This is a genomic window from uncultured Shewanella sp. (genome assembly GCF_947495455.1).
Classification (GTDB): Bacteria; Pseudomonadota; Gammaproteobacteria; order Enterobacterales; family Shewanellaceae; genus Shewanella.
Genome location: NZ_CANLZC010000051.1, coordinates 15320 through 37515, shown reverse-complemented (window position 1 = coordinate 37515; position 22196 = coordinate 15320). Strand labels below are relative to the sequence as shown.

At 40.5% G+C, this 22196-nt stretch carries 22 protein-coding genes; 7 read left to right on the top strand and 15 right to left on the bottom strand.

The features are described 5' to 3' along the window. The 7 genes from Q0791_RS14040 to fabB form a co-directional block, all read right to left on the bottom strand. Positions 1-830: hypothetical protein (locus Q0791_RS14040; RefSeq protein ID WP_299007467.1), on the bottom strand; the 830-nt coding region annotated here is incomplete at its 3' end. Positions 831-893: 63 nt separating this feature from the next. Then, positions 894-1112 (bottom strand): hypothetical protein, encoded by a 219-nt coding sequence (locus tag Q0791_RS14035; RefSeq protein ID WP_299007464.1) that lies wholly within the window; start codon positions 1110-1112, stop codon positions 894-896. Further along, positions 1087-1446: a PhzF family phenazine biosynthesis isomerase gene (locus tag Q0791_RS14030; protein ID WP_299007461.1), complete on the bottom strand. Its 360-nt coding sequence runs from the start codon at positions 1444-1446 to the stop codon at positions 1087-1089. Before Q0791_RS14030 ends, Q0791_RS14035 begins: the two co-directional genes overlap by 26 nt. Before the next feature lie 407 nt (positions 1447-1853). Next, positions 1854-4172 carry a FimV/HubP family polar landmark protein gene (locus Q0791_RS14025; RefSeq protein WP_299007457.1) on the bottom strand — a complete coding sequence of 773 codons (2319 nt, stop codon included), beginning with the start codon at positions 4170-4172 and terminating at the stop codon, positions 1854-1856. Positions 4173-4352: 180 nt separating this feature from the next. Then, positions 4353-5369 (bottom strand): aspartate-semialdehyde dehydrogenase, encoded by a 1017-nt coding sequence (locus tag Q0791_RS14020; RefSeq protein ID WP_299007454.1) that lies wholly within the window; start codon positions 5367-5369, stop codon positions 4353-4355. A 2-nt stretch (positions 5370-5371) separates the two neighbouring features. After that, entirely contained in the window at positions 5372-6502 is a 1131-nt protein-coding gene (locus Q0791_RS14015; RefSeq protein WP_299007451.1) for a 4-phosphoerythronate dehydrogenase, read from the bottom strand. 140 nt (positions 6503-6642) lie between these two features. Next, positions 6643-7854, bottom strand: a complete 1212-nt coding sequence (gene fabB / locus Q0791_RS14010; RefSeq protein WP_299007448.1) for a beta-ketoacyl-ACP synthase I — start codon at positions 7852-7854, stop codon at positions 6643-6645. 231 nt (positions 7855-8085) lie between these two features. On the opposite strand from fabB, the gene mnmC reads away from it, so the two are divergent. Continuing rightward, positions 8086-10407 carry an FAD-dependent 5-carboxymethylaminomethyl-2-thiouridine(34) oxidoreductase MnmC gene (gene mnmC, locus Q0791_RS25285; protein ID WP_366942490.1) on the top strand — a complete coding sequence of 774 codons (2322 nt, stop codon included), beginning with the start codon at positions 8086-8088 and terminating at the stop codon, positions 10405-10407. 14 nt (positions 10408-10421) lie between these two features. On the opposite strand, the gene Q0791_RS14000 is transcribed toward mnmC, so the two are convergent. Then, a complete protein-coding gene (locus tag Q0791_RS14000) occupies positions 10422-11018 on the bottom strand; it encodes an FMN-binding negative transcriptional regulator (RefSeq protein ID WP_299007442.1) in 597 nt (198 codons plus the stop codon). Between the two features lie 181 nt (positions 11019-11199). Here Q0791_RS14000 and Q0791_RS13995 point away from each other — a divergent pair, with 181 nt between their 5' ends. The 5 genes from Q0791_RS13995 to Q0791_RS13975 all read left to right on the top strand — a co-directional run bounded on the left by Q0791_RS13995 (position 11200) and on the right by Q0791_RS13975 (position 15420). Further along, on the top strand, positions 11200-12681 hold the full coding sequence (locus tag Q0791_RS13995) for a PLP-dependent aminotransferase family protein (RefSeq protein ID WP_299007439.1): 1482 nt from the start codon (positions 11200-11202) through the stop codon (positions 12679-12681). Between the two features lie 107 nt (positions 12682-12788). Then, a complete protein-coding gene (locus Q0791_RS13990; RefSeq protein WP_299007436.1) occupies positions 12789-13523 on the top strand; it encodes an alpha/beta hydrolase in 735 nt (244 codons plus the stop codon). 64 nt (positions 13524-13587) lie between these two features. Next, positions 13588-14505: an IS5 family transposase gene (locus Q0791_RS13985; protein WP_299007433.1), complete on the top strand. Its 918-nt coding sequence runs from the start codon at positions 13588-13590 to the stop codon at positions 14503-14505. Positions 14506-14546: 41 nt separating this feature from the next. Next, positions 14547-14708, top strand: a complete 162-nt coding sequence (locus tag Q0791_RS13980) for an alpha/beta hydrolase (protein ID WP_299007430.1) — start codon at positions 14547-14549, stop codon at positions 14706-14708. A gap of 220 nt (positions 14709-14928) precedes the next feature. Further along, entirely contained in the window at positions 14929-15420 is a 492-nt protein-coding gene (locus Q0791_RS13975) for an SRPBCC family protein (RefSeq protein WP_299007427.1), read from the top strand. Positions 15421-15449: 29 nt separating this feature from the next. Here the strand turns inward: Q0791_RS13975 and Q0791_RS13970 are convergent, their stop codons facing one another. Both Q0791_RS13970 and Q0791_RS13965 read right to left on the bottom strand, forming a co-directional pair. Beyond that, on the bottom strand, positions 15450-16088 hold the full coding sequence (locus Q0791_RS13970; RefSeq protein ID WP_299007423.1) for a GNAT family N-acetyltransferase: 639 nt from the start codon (positions 16086-16088) through the stop codon (positions 15450-15452). 170 nt (positions 16089-16258) lie between these two features. Then, positions 16259-16828: a nitrogen fixation protein NifQ gene (locus Q0791_RS13965; RefSeq protein WP_299007421.1), complete on the bottom strand. Its 570-nt coding sequence runs from the start codon at positions 16826-16828 to the stop codon at positions 16259-16261. A gap of 208 nt (positions 16829-17036) precedes the next feature. Here Q0791_RS13965 and Q0791_RS13960 point away from each other — a divergent pair, with 208 nt between their 5' ends. After that, positions 17037-17492, top strand: a complete 456-nt coding sequence (locus Q0791_RS13960; protein WP_299007417.1) for a hypothetical protein — start codon at positions 17037-17039, stop codon at positions 17490-17492. Between the two features lie 205 nt (positions 17493-17697). Here Q0791_RS13960 and Q0791_RS13955 read toward each other — a convergent pair whose 3' ends face one another. The 5 genes from Q0791_RS13955 to Q0791_RS13935 form a co-directional block, all read right to left on the bottom strand. Next, on the bottom strand, positions 17698-18420 hold the full coding sequence (locus Q0791_RS13955; protein ID WP_299007415.1) for a hypothetical protein: 723 nt from the start codon (positions 18418-18420) through the stop codon (positions 17698-17700). Positions 18421-18440: 20 nt separating this feature from the next. Further along, on the bottom strand, positions 18441-19463 hold the full coding sequence (gene parM / locus Q0791_RS13950) for a plasmid segregation protein ParM domain-containing protein (RefSeq protein ID WP_299007412.1): 1023 nt from the start codon (positions 19461-19463) through the stop codon (positions 18441-18443). A gap of 280 nt (positions 19464-19743) precedes the next feature. After that, the gene (locus Q0791_RS13945; RefSeq protein ID WP_299007409.1) at positions 19744-20151 is read right to left on the bottom strand and encodes a DUF2000 family protein; all 408 of its coding nucleotides are present in this window, start codon (positions 20149-20151) and stop codon (positions 19744-19746) included. Positions 20152-20226: 75 nt separating this feature from the next. Next, the gene (locus Q0791_RS13940; protein ID WP_299007404.1) at positions 20227-20709 is read right to left on the bottom strand and encodes an AzlC family ABC transporter permease; all 483 of its coding nucleotides are present in this window, start codon (positions 20707-20709) and stop codon (positions 20227-20229) included. A gap of 516 nt (positions 20710-21225) precedes the next feature. Continuing rightward, positions 21226-21741 (bottom strand): hypothetical protein, encoded by a 516-nt coding sequence (locus tag Q0791_RS13935; RefSeq protein WP_299007401.1) that lies wholly within the window; start codon positions 21739-21741, stop codon positions 21226-21228. Positions 21742-22196: the final 455 nt, after the last annotated feature.

The window sequence follows — 22196 nt, the reverse complement described above, 5'->3', positions numbered from 1 at the left end:
TTATTATTATTATTATTATTATTATTATTATTATTATTATTATTATTATTATTATTATTATTATTATTATTATTATTGTTATTTTGAGTCAAATTCGATGTGCTATTTTGTAATTGATACATATATTCCCAAACTTGATGATGACTCAATCGTAAGCAATCAAACTCACAATTATACTTATTTTCTTTAAAAATATTTTTGATAACAAATGCAAGAAAACACCGATTGACTTGCGTCTCTTGGCTCGTTTTTGGAATACGTGCAAAATCAACCTCAGTTGGCACATTGGCCAGAAAAAAGTCAATTATGGAGACATGACGTTTAAATACATCTACTGGTGACATTGATTTTTTTACTTCGCAGGTTCCGATGGCCATAACAGTCAGTTCATCTTCATTAGCATTTCTTCGATCTTGAAATTTACAAGCATAGGCCTTAACTGGCACGAGTATGGATTCATCCATATCACTTTGAAACCGTTTCTCATCAGGAATTTTTTTTTGCTCACGAGTCATATTCCATACTCTTAATTCATAATATATGACATCGGATTTGTCGAGACCCGTTATAGGGGAATGTTTTCTTTTTAACAAAATGAAATTGTAATATATGCAAGGTAAATATGTAGGAGCAACATTGTTACCTATATGCCCCAAGTCCGAGTTACAGTTAACTCTCTTAGTGTCAGCTTTGTTGCCATAATAATCGATGCGAACAAACCGATTAATATCCTCAGCAATAATGCTTAATCGTTGCTCTTGGTTCAATTTACGCTCAAACTCATAAAACGCAAATGCTTCAAACTTTTGTCTTGATTGACATCGTGGCATACTTTACCTCTGGTTAACTGCGCATCTCTAAACATTATAGTCAATGCATAGCTAACAGGCCTCCTAAACTTGATGAGTAAGGATTATCGAAAAAAAGCTGCGATTCACAAAATCCACATTTTGCCTCGGCGCTGTCACCACGACTCCCCTTAAGTCAAGCTGCAACCATTGATAGAAATCAGGTTGTAATTCCACAACTTGCTCCTCATTCTCCAACACCACAACATAATCAAATGCCTTAGGCGGCGTGATTCGCTCAAGCTCTGTACTTGGAAAATCCATTTGCAGACCATGAGCGTTTTTTTACGATTAACTCTCCACTGAACGTCGTAAAGGAAATTTCAGATTTTGCATATTGCAGATGATTGAAAATAACAAACGCGTTCGCTAAGGCCCCATGACCACATAAATCGACCTCCTCAACAGGCGTAAACCAACGCAGGTGAAATCCTTTTTCTGTCGGCACAAAAAACGCGGTTTCTGACAGATTATTCTCCTCTGCGATTTGCTGTAAAAGCCCGTCACTGAGCCAAGCATTCAATGGGCATACTGCCGCAGGATTTCCCTTAAAAACCTTTGTCGTAAACGCATCGACCTGATAAATATTCACTTGCATTCTAGGGCCTGTTGATCTTTGGTGATGATTTCTGCAGCAGTTTGTGGGTTCTTTATACAAGGCAGAGCTTGTGTGGTGTAGTTATTCTACATACATAAGCGATAACGCCGTAAAAAGGAGCCACAAACGCTGTCCGTAGGATCCGGCTAAACGTGTTTTACTCTTTGTTGGGAGAAACTTGCTTAGATTACTAGGCGTCATCCCTCCCGTCGCGATTAAAACACGTTTATCTCGGACATAATTTAACCACAAAAGATCAGCAGGCCCTAGCCTTCCTTGCCATTTTAATGGCATTTTATCGCGACATTAAGCACAAAAAAGCCAGTACATTAATACTGGCTTAATAAAAACCGTCAACCTATTTTAGGACTAGACATATTCTAACAATGACGAAGCGGTAACAAAGCCTACAAGCCAACCAATTCATTTAACAGCGCACCGGCTTCTCGTCTTTGCTGTTCATCGCCTTCGACTCCCACTTCTTTTAACAAGGCGCGAGCACTGTCTTTATCATCGATATCCATATACGCTCGAGCCAGATTCAATTTATCGGCCATGCTTTGCGTACCAGTCTCTGCCTTAGGATCATGGACAGTTTCATTTGACATTGAATCTTCTAATTCATCGATTGCCATATTCGAGTCAAAGAAAGGATCCACTCTTCCTTTATCATGTTTAGGTTCATCATCTAACGGGGTATTGATATCGATGAAGCTATTTTCTTCCTCAAACCGATCCCCTTCTTGCTCTGGGCGACGAGACTCATCAAGATCCACATCAGCAGCCTGGTGCTTAGGATCAACAATCACCACCTCATCTTCAAGCTCATCCAATAACGCATCAATGTCAGCAGTGGGATCTGTCATTGCCACTTGTTGAGCGACATTTTCTTTGATCACTGTATCAGGAATACGCTCATCAGACACACTGCGACTGTTTGCCTGTGCAGGATCCTTGGCTAAAGTCGGTGTTTCCCTTGAAAGCATCTCCCCTGCATCCGCCTCTTCATGCTGTTGAGTACCCTCTTTGGAGATGGGTTCCACGTTATCAAATTCGGCTAACAAACTGTGTAATTCATCATCTTGATTGAATGATGGATCAGCATCATTTTCGGCATGAGCTTGAGGCAACTCTCCGTCTAATTCAGCGACAATTTTATCTGATACATCAGATGGTAACATAGGTTCATTATGCGCATACTCTTGCCCATGATCTTTGGCAAAAGACATCGCCTCATGAGATAATGGAGCATGTAACGACGCAGGATCGTCATCGATTGCGGGTTCCCCAAAAGGAATATGTTCTTGTGACTGTTCTTCTGACGCTTCTTTTGACTGAACTGGGTTATCGCTACCAGTATGCCAATGGGTTTGAGTTATGTTATTGGTTTCAGCTGCATCTTGCTCAGACATGGTGGCAGCATCGCCTTCATTTGAACTTGCGTTAGCAAAGGATTCAGTTTCGAAAGGCGCCCGTTCATCCTTATGCCCTTGAGTCTGGTTCAAAGCGGCTTTATCCGTTTCTATTTCATCATCATGGGCTTCGATAACCTCCGCCCACAATTCATCAATGGCAGTATCCTTTTCAGCTGGTATATCAGCATGCGCTGACAACGCATTTTCTTGCTCACTTTCTAGCGCGGTTAAGTCCTTTGCAGGCTCATTTGAATCCAATTGTACCACGCCACGAGTATGCTGTTCATCCAGTAAGGGGGTCTCACTGTTCTGCAAAGGCACTTCATTTGACTCTGATTTTATGATCTGTTCAGTTTGCTCTGCGGCCTGTCCCCCCTCAGAAGCAGACGCTTGTCCTTCATCACTCTCTTTCTCTTTTCGGTTATACCAAACCGAAAACAAAATAATAAGCAATAGCGCCGGTCCAATAACAAAAACAGCTAATAATACAGGCCTATTCATTAGATTTTGCCAAAAGGTTGCCAGCGATTGCGATTCAGTCGAAGGTGGCTTAGATGAAGCTTGCTCCGATGCCTTTATTGATGCTTGCAGGCTTTTCGTTAAAGTCGCAGCTTGCTCTTGTGTGGCCTCAAACGCCTGCTTTTGTTTTGCACTTTGTAGTAAACTTGCCTTTAATTGAGTGTTTAACTCGACGACCTTCTTTTTTAACTCTGCAATCGTGCTTTTTAGCTCTTGGTTATCACTTTGTGCAAGCACTAACCCATCTTTTGCCTTTACCAATTCAGCACTTAAGCGCTGATTAATGGACTCCGCCTTTTGCAATTGGCTCGACAATGATGCTGTTTGAGTCGAGGCCTCTTTTGTTTGTGTTACCTCTGTTTTGGCCTTAGATTGAGTCGTTACGGGTTTGAGTGTCGTTTTCTTAGCCTGTGTTGTCGCAGCAGAAGGGTATTGCTCCATGGCCGCTTGCGTGGGAATAGCAAGTTTTGCCCCCTTGATTAAACTATTAAAATTGCGATTTGAAAACGCTTGAGGGTTAGCATCAAACAAGGCCGCCATCACTTGATAAGTCGTCAAACTGGCATGGGGTTTCACCTTTTGTGCAATACTCCACAATGTTTCTGACGCTTTGATCGGACCATATTGCTTCGCCGTCGTACTCACTTGACCTTGAGGCCCGACAATGCTTAAAGGCTCTGCCGCATTAGCTGACAAAAGTGAAAAAGAAGTACTTAACAACAAAGCACCGGTTGCCATCAGGGATATCACATTTCGAGACCGAAAGTTCATCATACCTTCCTTTGCAAACATATCACTACCACCAAGAAGCCATTTACCTATGGTGATAACTTTAGGTAATTGTATTTATTAAGATTATTATAAACCAGAAAATCTCACTCTGCTACTTTTCTGATTGTAAAAATAACCGTTAATAAATAAAGCCTGCTAATCGCAGGCCTTGTTAAACAATATAGGATAATTTCAATCGATTTAGTAATAATCTCTTATCAAAACTTCCGCAATTTGCACACTATTGAGTGCCGCACCCTTACGGATATTATCTGAGACAACCCAAAGGTTGATGCCATTTGGGTGTGAAATGTCTTTTCTAACCCGGCCCACATAAACAGGATCGGCGCCTGCAGCTTCCGTCACTGCGGTTGGGTATTCCTCATCAGACTCAAATAACGCTATGCCTTCTACGCCTCGAAGTACCGCTTTTACATCGTCGGCATCAACGGGTTGATGCGTTTCAAGATGAACGGCTTCTGAATGCCCATAAAAAACGGGGACTCTTACCGCTGTTGGGTTCACTTCGATACTGGTATCACCAAAGATTTTTTGTGTTTCCCACACCATTTTCATTTCTTCTTTGGTGTAACCATTATCCATGAATTTATCAATTTGCGGCAACACATTAAACGCAATTTGTTTAGGATAAGCTTGAGGTTCAATAGGCAGGCCCTGCAATAATTTTGCGCATTGATTAGCCAGTTCTTCAATGGCTTGCTTACCTGAGCCCGAAACCGACTGATAGGTTGCCACATTAATACGGGCAATACCAAATGCATCATAAATGGGTTTTAATGCAACCAACATTTGAATCGTTGAACAATTAGGATTCGCGATAATATTACGGTTACGAAAATCGGCAATCGCTTCAGGATTCACTTCTGGCACAACAAGTGGAACATCAATGTCATAGCGGAAGTGAGAAGTGTTATCAATCACAACACAACCATTTTCAGCTGCAATCGGTGCCCATTTAGCAGAAACATCACCACCAGCAGAAAAGAAACCAATTTGAGCTTGTGACCAGTCAAAGGTATCGACATCAAGGATCTCGACTTGTTTACCATGAAAACTCACCGTTTCACCTGCACTGCGGCTACTGGCGAGTGGGTACAAATTAGCTACAGGAAAATTGCGCTCTTCTAGGATCTCAATCATTGTTTGACCCACCGCGCCTGATGCACCTAAAACTACCACGTTAAATTCTTGCGACATAATTACAGCTCAACTCCAGAAAACCCTAAATAAGATAACCAATTTACATCAAATTGTCCGCTATTGACCAGTGTTAATACACTTAATTCACGTCTATGTTTATGAATTTTTCTCATATGATCGAATCCGTTTACATTAAGAAATTGATTTCTAAACAAACGATCATCATCTCTGAGATCATACACAAGGCGAACAAGTTGCAATAATGCCTTTTCATCAGGCATTGCTTGCAAATGAATACGCTCAATCCAATGCGGTATTAACAAATCTTGCAACGACAGCTTACCATCATAACCTAAATGCGCCATTAATGCTTGATACAACATAAAGCTACCTCGAGCGCGACCTTCTACGCTGTACCCAGCAATGTGAGGCGTGGCCAATTCCACTAAAGGCACTAAGTCTGGCATTGGATGAGGCTCACCTTCCCACACATCTAACACTAATTTGAGATCGGATCTGGCCAATTTCACCTTCATTAAGGCTTGATTATCAATCACCTCTCCTCGACAACAATTAATAAGCCAAGTCCCAGTCGTTAATTGTGATAAACGCCTTTCATCAAATAAATGCCAAGTGGGAAACTGCCCCGTACGTGTGATAGGAACATGTAAACTAATGACATCACAACGTTCAATTAAGGTATCAAGGGACACAAAAACCCGTTCATCCCCTTGTGCCTGTAAAAGCGGATCGTGCAATAAGACCTTCACGCCAAACGCCGTTAAACATTTCGCTACCGCACTACCGGTATTTCCCGCCCCCACTATGCCGACGGTTTTATGTTTTAATGTCTCTTGGAAACGATTTGCGAGTTCCAACAGGGCAATAAAAACAAACTCGCCAACCGCTGTTGCATTACAGCCTGGAGCATTAGCAAATGGAATATGACGAGACTTAAGGTAATCGACATCAATATGATCCGTTCCAATGGTCGCACTGCCCACAAAGCGTAATCGCTTATTTTTCTCAAGCAAGGTGGCATTCACTTGAGTCACCGAGCGCACTAACAACACATCAGCATCAATCACATCATCCGCTGTCAATGAGCGTCCATTCACTTTTTTAATGTGCCCTAGCTCACCGAACAAGGCATCAACACAGGGCATATTTTCATCAGCTATGATTTTCAATTCATTTCCTATACGACTAACCACTCTCACCAATATTGAGAATATGACAAAACGCACCAAGAGTCACAAGATCCAACAACAAAAAAGGGAAGCTCATCGCTTCCCTTAATCCGTTTCACTCAATAATCATAAAGTCATGATCACTTATATTTGCTCATCACCAATGTGGCATTAGTGCCGCCGAAACCAAAGCTGTTACTCATGACTGTATTCAGCTCTGCTTCACGGTACTCTGTCACAATCGGCATACCTTCTGCTTTTTCATCGATGTTATCAATGTTAATGCTAGGTGCAATGAAGTTATTTTCCATCATGATAAGACTATAAATAGTCTCATGAACACCTGCAGCACCTAATGCGTGACCTGTCAATGACTTAGTTGACGCAATGGCAGGCAAATTATTACCGAAGGTTTCACGCAATGCTTCGAGTTCACGGGTATCTCCCACTGGCGTGGAGGTGCCATGAGTGTTGATATAATCAATCGGCGTATCCACATCGGCCAATGCCATTTGCATACAACGCACAGCCCCTTCACCTGAAGGTGCAACCATGTCATAACCGTCTGATGATGCGCCATAGCCCACCACTTCAGCATAAATTTTAGCACCACGGGCTAAAGCATGTTCCAGTTCTTCAACCACAACAATACCGCCGCCACCAGAAATCACGAAACCATCGCGATCGGCATCATAAGTACGAGAGGCTTTGGTCGGATCATCATTGTACTTTGTTGACAATGCACCCATCGCATCAAAGCCCATAGTCAATGTCCAGTCGACTTCTTCAGCGCCGCCCGCAAACACCATATCTTGCTTACCCATTTGGATAAGTTCTACCGCATGACCAATACAATGCGCACTGGTTGCACAAGCTGAACTGATCGAGTAGTTCATGCCTTTAATTTTAAAAGGTGTAGCTAAACAAGCACTGGCTGTACTGGCCATAATACGCGGTACAATATAAGGACCCACACGTTTCACACCTTTTTCACGTAAAATATCAGCCGCTTCCACTTGGTTTGCTGAAGATGCACCGCCCGTTCCAGCAATAATCCCCACTCGAGGATCAGAATACTGCTCTTCAGTCAGCCCCGCATCCTCAATGGCTTGTTCCATGGCGATATAAGCATAAGCGGCAGCTTTGCCCATAAAGCGCAGTGCTTTGCGGTCAATATGATCTTTTGGGTCTAACTTAATGTCGCCCCAAACATGGCTACGAAGCTTCATTTCTACAAACTGATCGGAGTGAGTAATACCACTACGGCCCGCTTTTAGGGATTCTGTGACTTCTTGCTTATTGTTACCTATGCTCGACACGACGCCAAGCCCAGTGATCACGACTCTTTTCATTTTTTGCTATCCATTATGTACATGTAGTACCCAATTTTACTGAGCTAATGGTATCCCTTTTAGTAAGGTAAAGTGGTCAGCTTTCCATAAAAGGGCAATAAAAGTCTGCCTAAACGCATATTTAATGCTAAATAGATTAACATTCTTTGCTCAATAAAATGTACAATTGATTTAGAAAAAAGATAACCATCTTTTCATTTCGCTTATCACGGTAGCATTAAAGAGCCTAGCATGACAGTCAGTACGCTTTATCAGTATGTTAAAACAACAAAAACAGATAATTCCCCTATTATTTTAGGTCAAATCGGCCTCAGTGAACCTCAAGCATACTTATCCTTACTTGCTCAGCATCAAGAAGCAACCCTCCACTCATTGATCATCAAAATCTTTATGCCATCGACATCATGCATGCCCACTCAGGCTGATCTCGCTCTGCATATTGCACCTGAGCAGCAAACAAGATTAATTAATATTGACGGCATTCAGCGCCTCAGTTTAAATAATGAACGCCTACTCATCGATTTCCATATGGGTGAACTATCCACTCAAATTGATGAAATGATTCTTTCAAAACAACAGTTAATTTCACATTGGTATTGTGACGATAGGGCATTACTGTGCCAATTAGTCCCATCCCAGCTGTGGAAAATGGCTAAAATTAGCCAAGATAACGCGAAACTCTGGTTCAAAACATCAAAAAATAAAACAACATTATCGCCTAGCCTGACTGACTTCCAGCAACGGGCCAAAGAGGTCGGCTTTCAGTGCATCCCTCTTTTGGAATGCAATGAAGCACAAGAGGTCAATAAACGCCATTCAAGCATTCAACATCAGCAAGCCATTCAAAATGTCGATAATGATATTGCATACAGTGAAAGCCAAAACTTACGTCATCAACAGTCCATTAAAAACATCAATGATGATATTGCATACAGTGAAAGCCAAAACTTACATCATCAACAGTCCATTAAAAACATCAATGATGATAGTGCATACAGTGAAAGCCAAAACTTACGTCATCAACAGTCCATTAAAAACATCAATGATGATAGTGCATACAGTGAAAGCCAAAACTTACGTCATCAACAGTCCATTAAAAACATCAATGATGATAGTGCATACAGTGAAAGCCAAAACTTACGTCATCAACAAACCATTAAAAACATCAATGATGATATCGCACACAGTGAACACCAAGCCTTATTCCATCAGCCCCCCACAAATAAAAATGTCGATGATGATATTGCATACAGTGAACGACAAGCATTACGTCATCAGCAACGCATTAAAAACGCCCCTTTTCCTTTAATGAGTACAACAGAAGGCAAGATCGCCATTATCGGTGGAGGACTCGCCAGTGCCCATCTAGCCTTGTCACTGGCCAGCAGGCAACGACAAATACACTTGTTTTGTAAAGATAGTCAATTAGCCGCACAAGCTTCAGGCAATAAACAAGGTGCACTTTATCCGTTATTAACACCGGAAAATAATGCACTCAGTCGCTACTTTCAGCAGGCTTTCTTGTATAGTCGGCGTAGACTCACGTCCCTACATCAAACAGGTTTCACTATTGCTCATGATTTATGTGGTGTGCTGCACACAGGATTTGATGAGCGAAGTCAGGCCCGGCTCACTAAAACCCTTAAAGGCCATGCATGGGATCCTGATATTGCCCTGCCAGTTAATCAACAACAAGCCAGCCAACTTGCTGGTATAATCATCGAGAAACCTGGCATTTTCTATCCCTTGGGAGGCTGGGTTTGCCCTGAGGACTATACCCTCGCCGCGATCAAAAAAGCACAGCGTCTCTCGCAACTCACCTTGCATTTTGATACGCCTATTGGACGATTAGCACAAGAAGATAATCAATGGTACCTATATCAAGGCGAACAAGTCCATGGGCCTTTTGCCAGCGTTGTTATCGCGAATGGCCATGAGTTAACCCAATTTACACAAACACAGGCCCTTCAACTGTCAGGGTTTAGAGGTCAAGTCAGCCATATTCCCTCCAAAGGACAATTGAGTCAACTCAATACGGTACTGTGTGCTCATGGCTACCTGACCCCGGAATATAAAAACATGCACTGTGTCGGTGCCAGTTATGTCAAAAATGCCGCAGATCTGCACTTTTGCCCGCAAGAGCAAAACGACAACTTAAACAAAATGCATCACAGTTACCCCAATCACCCTTGGGTTGAGGATATTGATGTCAGCGATAATGAAGGCCGAGTGGGTGTGCGTATGGTGACACGGGATCATGCACCTATGATGGGACCTGTCCCCGATGTAGAACAACTGCTCGCCCGTTACCAACAACATCAGTTAACACCACAAAGTCGCCACTATTGGCAAACCACTCCCGCTCCAGCGCATCAAGGCTTATATGTTTTAGGCGGCCTAGGCTCCCGTGGATTAAGCTCAGGCCCCTTAGCCGCTGAAGCATTGGCAGCCATGATCTGCGACGAGCCACTGCCCATTAATCAAGACACATTGGCTTTACTTAGCCCAAATCGAATGTGGATGCGTAAGCTTTTAAAAGGAAAAGCATTATAACTCACCTCTCCCTTTTACCGAGTTTCACCCAACCCAATTTGCATCATTTGCATATAGTGCAATAGTCCTTGGGCACTGGGCATATTTGATGCTTGTAATCCTTTAACAACGCCTTGCTGATCTGCAAGGCTCCTTTGTTGCCCTAATTTTTGCTTACCTTGCCATTGTGTAATCGCTATTTTAAAAGCCACAATTCCCGACAAGAGTTTTTGCCGATAAGCAAACGTCGACACAAAATTGTCAGTCAATAATGTCGGTTCAAATTGAGCAAATGTGCGCTCCATTACATCAAAGGTTTTTTTATCATCCAATATACTCAAGCAACCTTTAAGTTGGACCGCAGCATAATTCCACGTCGGCACATTGGGCTTACTCACATACCAACGGGGAGAAATATAATCATGGGGACCATTAAGGACAACCATCACCTCTTTTTTATCCAATTGGCGCCAATGACGATTAGCTCTGGCAAAGTGACTATATAAAATGACATTCCCCTCCTCATCAATATCGCCGATAAAAGGAAGATGCGTTGCCGTTAAATCAGAAGACACTAACACACCAAACGGATAAGCCTTAATAAAAGTGCGTAAATCATTCGTGTTATGCAAAAGATTACCCTCGCTCGAACAGTGGAAAATGCTATTTTTATTCTATATTCCTTCAAATGTGGTATAAGGTTAACAACCAAAAATTAAATTTTACTTAGACCAGTTGTCATAGTGAGACCAGTTGTCATAGTGGCAATCAATAAACATTGAATAAAAGCGTCGATAAAATAAAGGAATAAACATGCCATTACTTGCCTTATCACTGGATGACACCATTCAACCCCGTTTTTTACAAATTGCCATGGCCATCAAACACTGTATTCACTCAGGTCAACTTGAACCTGGTGAAAAACTCCCTTCAACACGAACACTGGCTAAACAAATTGGCAGCCATCGTCATACAGTCATGTCAGCTTATCAAGAACTCATCGCCCAAGGCTGGCTTTGTGCCAGTGAGCGAAAGGCTTACACTGTTGATCTGCATTTACCCATTGAAAGCAGCCAAATACTCAGCCAAAACCAACACCAATGCACTTCCTCCTTTCAATGGTCACTCAGTGCTAGAATGCGCTCAACCATTCAAAATAAACCGCAGGTTCAGCGCCCTGCCCACGAATTTGAGTTTAATTTTGCCGGAGGGCAAGCCGATCTCACTTTATTTCCTTTTCATCGATTTAAAGCTTTTATGGATCAAGCTTTAGTCAGGCCAGATTTAAATGATTTGCATTACGAAAGCGTCGCCGGTAGCACAGTATTTATTGATCAGGTGAGCCATTACTTACGCAAAACTCGAGGAATACAAAACAAAAGCATCATTACCGTAAATGGCTCTCAAGAAGCCTTATATTTACTCTCACAAGTGTTAATTAACTCAGGCGATCATGTGGCAGTAGAAGCATTAGGTTATCAGCCTGCTTGGCAAGCTTTTCGCGCGGCTGGGGCAATGTTAGTACCTATCAAGCAACATCAACAAGACATTGATATTGAGGCATTAACAACGCTTGCGAAGGTTAAAAAACTAAAGCTGATTTATTTAACGCCTTTACACCAATATCCCACAACCGTCACTTTACCTATTGCAAAGCGCATGGCCATTTACCAACTCGCAGCCAAACATAATATTGCCATCATTGAAGATGATTACGATCATGAATTTCATTATGACAGTCAACCATTGAGTCCAATGGCCAGCGATGATCCTCATGGATTAATCATTTATTTGGCCACATTTTCAAAAATCATGTTTCCCGGCAGTCGATTAGGCATAATGGCTATCGATAAAACCTTAGCCCCTGCGCTGTTAGCCTATAGACAACTCATGAACCACAAGCCCAATGTGTTAATGCAACAAGCCGTTGCAAAATGGATGTTATCCGGTGATTTTGAACGCCACTTACGAAAAATGACCAAAATATACCACCAGCGCCGAGATCATGTCGTTTCAATCTTAACCCGTTATAATCACCACCGCCCCAAACCCCTACGTTTTATGATCCCTGCAGGTGGCATGGCCCTTTGGGTTGAGGTGGGCGATCAAGCACAAATCCTTGAGGCTCACTGCCATCAAAATAATATCTACTTATTATCAGAAAAACACTTTCAGCTCACACCAGACACTTCCCCCAATCGCCATATTCGCATTGGCTTTGCGGGCATGAGTGAAGAAAAACTACAACAAGGGCTAACAAAAATACTCCATATTCTCGATAGGTTAGCACTGTAAAATAAAGCCCTTAGGCAAGTACTATCATCTATAATAAAAGACGCTATCATTCAAAGTACTAACCCCTGACATGACAATATCACCGAACAGTAATCAAAGGTGCACTCATGAACACAGTTCAATCTCATTATTTTAAGACCAATGATGGCGTCACATTACACTATTTAGAAGCAACCCCCTCAAAAACAGATCACAGTGAAACCGTATTATTGCTACCGGCTGGAGGGATTTCAGCCAGAATTTTTCAATATCAAATCGATGCATTTAGTCAGTATTATCGCGTTATTTCATTGAATAAGCGTGGCCATGGACAATCCGAAAAAGTGGACTTTGGCTATCGAGTCTCTCGCTATGCCCATGACTTACATGATTTACTCACAAGTCTAGCATTAACTGAGGTAACCATAGTCGCTCACGCCTTGGGCGCTGCAATAGTGTATAACTATATCGATTTATTTGGCCATCAATCTATTAAGAAGCTGATTATTGTGGATGAACCTGCTGTACTCCTCGTTAATCCCACTTGGTCTGACAAGGAGAAACAAGAATACGGCTGCATCTATCACGCAGCAGAAATCCATGGGCTTACTAATGGTTTTCTTGAAGACAATGCCAATGTACTCAAACAAAATATTATCAATATAACGACCACATCCCATGCCACTAAGGCACAAAAAGACTTTATTCTTGACTGCATGACAATACCGGACAGCGCTGCTAGCCAACTCTATTTAGACAATATATGCCAAGATTTTCGCGATGTGCTTAAAAAGCTGACTCTGCCCGTGCTTTTTATCACAGGCAGAGCCAGTTTATATCCTTGGCAAGGCGTTGTTGCTTAAATCTAAGGAACCATTTGGTCGTTCTGTGATCTGATCTTGTCAGTGCCAAAACGAGACAGATGACATGGGCAAATCCAAACGTAAAATAACGAACTGGAAACAGTATAACCAAGCATTGGTCAATCGAGGTTCGGTCACTTTTTGGCTGGATGAATCCGCTATCGATGCTTGGCACTGCAAAACCCATCACGGCGGCCGTGGTAGGGGGTTTCAATTCAGTGATACCGCAATTGAAACTGCCCTTATGCTCAAAGGCGTCTTTAAGTTATCACTGCGAGCAACAGAAGGCTTTATCAATTCTCTGTTTCAACTGATGGATGTGCCATTAACGGCACCAGATTACACTTGTATAAGCAAACGGGCCAAGACTGTTAAAGTTAACTATCGCAGCCCCTGCCGAGGCCCCGTCACTCATCTTGTCGTGGATTCAACAGGATTGAAAGTTTACGGTGAAGGCGAATGGAAAACGCGCAAGCACGGTAAGGAACGGCGACGCACATGGCGTAAGTTACACCTCGCGATTGATGCAAAGACTCATGATGTTGTCTCAGCTGAAGTCAGCCTCGTTAATGTCGCTGATAACGAAGTGTTACCCACATTGCTCAACCCACTTCGCCGGAAATTAAATCAAGTCTCAGCTGATGGTGCATACGACACAAAAGCGTGCCATAAGTTACTGCAGCGCAAAGGGGCAAAACCTACTATTCCACCGCGTTCAAACGCAGGATATTGGGAAAAGGGTCATCCGAGAAATAAAGCGGTTGACGCATTGAAGTCTGGGACGTTAAAGCAATGGAAAGTTGACAATGATTACCATCAACGCTCACTATCGGAAACGGAGATGTATCGTTATAAACAACTCATCAGTAGCAAGTTAAGCTTACGTGATTACAATGCACAGGTCGGAGAAGCGTTGGCTGGCGTCAAGGCGATGAACAAAGTTATTGGGCTAGGTATGCCTGTTCGACAGGCAACGAAATAAAACTCGGAAAACCTTGCTATAGCTGTATCTCAAGCAGCTATTTGATCAACAAGGCTCCTTGGCAATCTCACCAATGGATGCACGAACAAGTTCCCAATTCAGAACTCTTTATATTTGAAGAGCAAGAAGGAGGTAATCACTTTATGATGGTGGAGAACCCCGAACGGTTTAATCAAGTGGTGCTCGATTTTATTAAGAAGTGAAATTAAATGGATAGTGTATAAAACTAGCATTAATCGATATCATTAATTATAGCTTTATTCTTATTAAAAATATTAGGCTCTAAACTCTTTTATTTTTTTGAAATATTCAGTAATACAATTAAACAGCAAAAGTGGGGAGAAAAAGAATGAATACACTATACTGATAAAGTATCGGTTAAACATGCATACTGTAAACCATAAAAGTATTAAAGAGGTCTTTATGGCGGCCATAAAAAAACAAGTTTTAATCAACGCGCCTATTCATCAAGTCTTTGACTATGTCACCAACCCTAACCATTGGCCGATTTTATTTTATCCTTGGTCTTTAAAAATTGAACCTTATTTACAGCGGCCCTTAACGCCCAATCACCCGCCAGTTAATGAGCATACGCAAGTATTAGGGCTTCAACATCAAATAAAATGGACACCTCAAATCAACGATGCTCCGCATTATTTTCTGGTTTATGGAGAAAGTGCATTTCTTTTTGGTATAAGAGGCTATGTGCGATACGACTTAGCCGCTAAAGATCAGCAAACCTATTTTACTCGCACGCTATTTTACGCTTTCGATCACTTCCTCGTTGATTTAATATTTGGTCATATCGTTCGTCCCTATTTAAGTTATATCTCCGCTCGAGGCGTCAACAAAGCCAAACAAATTCTAGATTTTCACACTTTATCTCAATCTGCTAAAGCACCTATCAATTCATAAATCCATCTTCATTAACGCGAACAGAGGTATTATTCTGCTTTATCTGAAGCGTAAAAAAGCAACTCACCAAGAATATTTCCTATCATCAATTCTGTACGCTTTTCAAAGCCATGATGATTAAAAAGATAAATGTCAGATGCTCGGCTAGCAAACAATCCTATTCCGTCAAGCTGAGGTTGTTCATCACACCAACTTAGCACAGCTTGTACTAATTTATGACCAAAACCTTTACCTTGTTCGATAGGAGAAATAGCGATAAATTGCAAAATACCGCATTCTTTACTGGGTAAATTATCAATAATTTGGCTTTCCTTTTTCATCAAGGCCTGAGTGGATTGCCAACCTGTACTTAACAACATTTTTAAACGCCAATGCCAATACCTTGCTTCTCCCAATGGCACCTGTTGAGTCGCAATACAAGCCACACCAATCAATCTATCACCATCAAATAAACCAATTAACGCTTGCTCTTGCTGCCACAATTCATTGAGCTCTTCTCTAATCGCCCCTCTCAATTTCTTTTCATATTGTGTTTGTTCACCTCTTGTTAATGCATCCAAAAATAAAGGATCGCTATGATAGGCATTATATAAAATAGAAGCTGCGATCCGTAAATCTTCAGCGGTAAGGTATACTGCACGACATTGTTCAACAGCTTGATTATCCATTTTTCATCATCCGTTATGTGATGTATCTCACACTTAATGTATCAAGCTGACGATAAAGTGCAATTAATAAACAATATAAATTGAATAATACCGACAAAAGTTGTAATTCATTGTTAATCAATTAGCTATCACTAATTTAATGTAAGAGAGTAGACTCCTTCTGCTTATTTTTAACCCGAATAACACTCTTGATAAGAAGGGCATTCACCACATGAAGCCGTAGGGCATAAAGGCAATTGAGCAGCCAAACAAAACTGTCGATAGAGAAATTTTTTCCAGCGCATTTTATTGTCGATATTCTTTATGGCAAAAGAAGGGAAATACTGAGTAAATAATGCAGTAATACTTTGTCTTTGCTCAAATCCCATATCAATATACAAATGGGTTCGACCACAACAAGCAATGACGATTTTATGTGCCCACCATAATCCCTGTTTTTTATCTTGCATAGAAAGATGTGCTGTGAGCAAAGCCAATAAATCCTCATAAAATTCCAGTGGCCCGGCATTATTAACCATTAACTGACTAAAGCGATCGATTTCATTCAACGCCATTTCCCAAGTCATCTCTTGCCAATAATCACTCAATAAACGCAACCTTTGGATCGACGCCTCCTCAGTCTGCTCTTTTCTGTTGGTTAGAGAGAGATAGATAAATTGAATCAGCTCAGAAGGAATATCATGAGACTGATCTTGCCTTAATCCATTAATATAGAAATAAATAGCAGCCATTTTATCCATATTCTACCTTGCGAGAAAGATATCAAAACGGCATCATAATCTGTTATCCATCTAATGAGAAGCGGCACTAGCCTAAGATAAGATCTTAGGCAGAACTCATCACTTTTATAAGCGATTTATCAACACTTTTTTTCAAAATTAAAAACAATCATACAGCTTTTTTATAAAGCTGCTAATCTTAAGCAAAAAGCACTAGCAACGTGGGAATATGATGCGTTTTCTCATTATTATGGTTATTTTATCCTTGTCCGGTTGCGCTCAAATACGGCAAGACAGTATGGCTCAACACTGTAATCAACAGTCAGCCTATAGCCAAGGGGTCAATGATGCACGCCAAAATGTGGCTATGCAGCCTAATTACGCCAAAGGATGCCCCAATACCCCCGAACAGCTCAATCATGCGTACCGCCAAGGCTACAAATTTGCCATCGCCCACCAAGCTTCCAAGTCCAATATCAATACCTTTGAAACACCTCAAGCATATCGCTGTCATGATCAATATGGTCAGAAAATCTGCGGATATGACTGTAAATCATTTGCAGGACAATGGACATGTGCTCAAAAAGCGGATCAAAAATGCATACAAAATATGAGTGAGATAAAGTGTGGTTATCATTGTCAAAAAGATGATTTAGGTCAATTAAGCTGCGAGGCAGAGCCATAAAATATCGAATACATATTGTTTAAAACTATCAACCTATTGAAAAAGCAAATGCTAAAAAATCAATTTAATGAATGAATAAGATATTTCAACAAAGATAAAAGATGACCAAAGATGCTCAAAAAAGAGCACCTTTTGTCACATTAAAGCAAGGAAAGGTTGAAAGAGTATTAGCTTCATTCCCTTTTATTGACGTTACCCCACGACGTTACCACAGCCCTTTGGCTTTAACGCTGCGAGCACGTTTTAACTGAGTGTCTAAGCTATCCACCTCAGCTTTCTCTAACGGCGCAACCTGTGATGATGATTTCAATTGCAACCCAAGGCGTTCAACCCGTTTGATCAAATCCTGCTGGCTCGCTTTAATCGACTCAATATTTAAATTAACTTTATGAAAGTCAGATGTTTTTAATGAAGGTACGGCCTTGCTAGCACCTTCCACTTCAAGTTTATTCAACCTGTCTAATAACTGCTGTTGCACAGAGGCAATATTATCGAGCTGAGTCTGTATTGTTAACCCTTCATCATGCTGGAAAACTGTGCCCTGTTCTGTTTTTAATGCCTCAGTTTGATCAACATTGTGTTTTTCCAGCATTGAGGTTAATTGCTGCCATTGAGGTTGAGACAACACGGCATCTTGCGGCTTTTGTTTAATGCCCACTTGTGCCAGCTGCCACAATAAAGGCTCAACACTTAACTCATCATTGGGCAAGAGTTCGCTCACCAGCTTAGGTAAATCAGGAGACAGTTTATGCAAGTACAGTCCTGACAGATATAAAGACTGATGAAAGGCATTACTTCGCGCAATCATCACCTCTTTATGGCTTTCCATTTCTTTTTCTTGTTTCTGCCATGCTCTTAAAATATCAATCGCATACTGATGATGAGTATGTAATTCCGGCTCAACAATAAAGCTACATCGAATACGCATGTTTGTCTCTCTATTCAAGCTTATGAAGCAACGGCGATATCATCGACTTCAGCTGCATGATAACAACAGATCTCACGTGACAATGCTTCTTGAGGTTCATTCAGCAAAACGATTTTACTGGCTAAACTAGGGTAAGCCTCTCTCACCGCTTGTTCAATTAAAGTCGCGCCACCACCCACTAAGTAGATACGATTAGGATTTCGCATGAAGGTTTTCGCTTCATAAGCCACCGCATCACCCAGCTCATTAATCTTATTCGTCATACATTCAAGCACCCAATCGAGCTTGCTTAAATCATTAATCACTTCACTGGCAAAATCACGATCATGACGACGTTTTATCAACTCATTTGCGACTAAATAACTGGCATCACTGTCTGCAGCGGCTAAGGCTTTTCTCGTCGCATCCGTTACCATAGACACACCAATTTCAGCATTACCATAAACACTGGATATATCATCAAATTCACCCACAATCACCCCCATGTCTAACGTGGTACCACCCACATCAATCACTAAGGATTTGGTAAATTCATTCACTCCAGAATCCACTAAGGTGGTTAACACAGCAGGCAAACTTTCAGGCAAGACTTCCACATCGACAATCTTAAAGACATCACCTTTATTTAAACTGATATCTCGCATTAAGTTCGCTTTTTTGCGAGCGATATTCGCTTCATTCTTTTGACAATCATCGGCGTTATAAAATTCAGTGATAGGCAAGGTCACTAAAATTTTCACTTCACAGGGCGCTATGCCGGTTTGTAACAGTGCGTGATGTACCGACAACAAATTTAAATCATCGTATTGAAATGCCACATGGGTTGTCGATAATGCTTTATCTGAGGTGGCATCAAAGGTATATTTTGTCGAGCCAATCTGATAATTAAAGATTTTTTTATCACTTAATAAGGCGGCACTTTTCCAGTCTTTTCTAAAAGAGTTGGGAGACGTGATACTGCATACTTTCCCATTATCTATCCAGCTAATTTTTACGTTTGTCGAACCATCATCGATGGCAAACTTTAAAGGTACTGCTTGCATTATAAAGTTAAGCCTATTAAAGAAAGGGATTACTCCTTTATAGCGACACTTTCTCAATAAACTTTAGCAAATAGCCAAAACCCCATAAATAGATGGCGAATAATTATCCAGATTTTTTATTCATTCAATTTAATCAGCATGATAACCATCAAATTAACCTCCCTAAAAATCCATTTTTAGGGAGGTTATTTAACCACTTGTACCACCAGAGCCACCTAGATCCTCGACATAACCAGCACCTAAGTCAGCTTAATGAAGTATTCATACATGCATTCACCTTTTACGAATACATTTTTGCCCCTTTAATGATTTTATCGGCGACCTTTTTTTCTGCCCGCAACGCAATACCCACCAGTTTCGCATCATCAGGGGCATACTGACGAAATGCCTCTCTATTTTCTTCATCATGGGCTGTGGTGAACATCTCTTCGATAAATACCGAGGTTTTCACATTTCGACTAATTGAGCGATTATGGATATTAGTCAATACTGAAGATGTCGCTTTTAATACGATCATTGGCTGAACGACTAATGGATTAAAGCGATGCTCCTTTGCATCAACATAATCATCCCCTAAAATATTGGGGTACTGACCAACAACACCTGACGTTAAAAATGCGACAGCATTCATTTTTTGCCAAGGTTGAAGATCATCTCTGATCACAATCACTATTTTTGTATCAAACATGGTGAATTCCTTTATTATTACATCTCTTTTTATTACCGCTATTCTTAACAGATATTCTTATTACAAATATTCTTATTACAAATATTGTCTAAGCAGTATCATGGCGAATACACCTACACACATAGACAATAATATACTCTTGGTTATTATCATATTGACTGTTGTCAATATTAACGCGTACAGCCCATGGTTCCCCGAATTGAAAATAATAGTGATTTTATGAAATAAACTTGAATGCTTAAATAAAGGCGATATTGACACTGAAGCAAGAAAATACCGAACATTCATCGCTAATACCGCCGCTAATAAAGCCCCAATAGCCAATTGAGGTTGCCACATTTCAACGACTAAAAATTGTGACGAACCAGCAAACATAAATATATTTAACGTTAACAACTCAAGCACTGTCATATTTTTATCTGCAGCTAACATGCCTAATACACTACCATAAGTCGCAGCACTCAAAGCTAACGGCAAAGTCAATAAGCATCCTCGTCGAAAATGATAATTCAACATACTGTCTATATTAGCCTTATTAAAATATTTGATCACATCCATAGGTGAAACTTCTTTCTGTTATTTTCAAAATCTTTTATTAATAAAACATGATATTGATATCATGTTATTATTTATCTCTCATTCCACAACATATTATTCTCACCAACATGAAGGAAACTATTATAAACAAAATGAGATAAACGAGAGAGAAAAATTTAAATAAAGAAGAGAAACAATCTATATAGCTATATCCATAATCACTCAATGAGTCATATCCTTAATTATACGTACTAAATATACGTTAACTTATTTTTTTTGCAATAGGCTCAACGCTATACTTTAGGTTAAATTAGAAAAATATCATGTAAAAATATTAAGCCCCAAAAAAACAATGCTCTCTCAAGCTTAAATTCAGATTACACAACACGGTTCTATTATTCCTAGCTCTCATCTGTTGAACGATTAAAAACAACACGACTACATGTAAGACATATGTTAACCACATTAACATAATTGGCTTTATTAATTTAATAACCATGAAAACGTGAACCTCTTACACTGGCATGGATCGCCATTCTATTGCGTAAATGCGATGGATGGATCTACCACACATCTATCTACCGCTGTTGATGCAATCTCTCTAGTGATGATCCAACATTCTTCATACAGAGAGCAATAACACAACTCAACATCAATAGATTCATCTATTTTTAACAAAGTATTCATCTCGGAGCCTTCATAGGACAATGGCTTAACTATCTCTTGAGGCGATAAAATTTTAGTACTAATATGCGATTGAGCGGCATTAGGTAAACTTAGAATATCCTGCCACGCTTTAATCGGTTTAGACTGATATCTTACGACTGCATATTGGATTAACGCAGGGCCATTACCACTATTGGTGACATGATAGCTAAAATGTTCATGTCCAAAACTGCGACCCCATTCTAGCCTTGGCCAGACAGATGCGCGAGCATAACTGCGATCTATGTAGGCAGAATATACACTCACCGCAGTGGTAATTAAGCTTATCAATAATGCAGAGAATGCCACAATCATTTCAGGTTTTTTGTACCACTTAACAGCTAACATATTTCCATCATTCCTTTTACTGCTTTTCCTTCCATCACAAAAATAATAACGGATTGATTTTCATATATTAAAATAATAACACATCAATATCAATAACTTGCTCTATCTTCTCAAAATGCCCTACTTTTGACTTGCCACTTTAGCCTAGTTTTATTATCCACAGCCTTCCAACACCTTGTCGACGCTAATCAAGCTTGCTAGCTTAATGATTGAAACAAACGCTTCGGCGGATTCAATTAACGGCAAAGTCAATAAATACGAAAAACGATCTTCTCTTCACTCCTCCTTTCAATTGTCTATTTTTAAGCCATACTTATACAGCGATAAACAGTAGCGTTATTTAACTTAACACCTCAACCTGACACTAGCCTGAAGTGCAATCAAGTCAACATTAGGCTTAACGGGTTACAGTAAAAAGGAGAGTATTATGAGTAAAGGTAAAAAAGGAAAAAGAG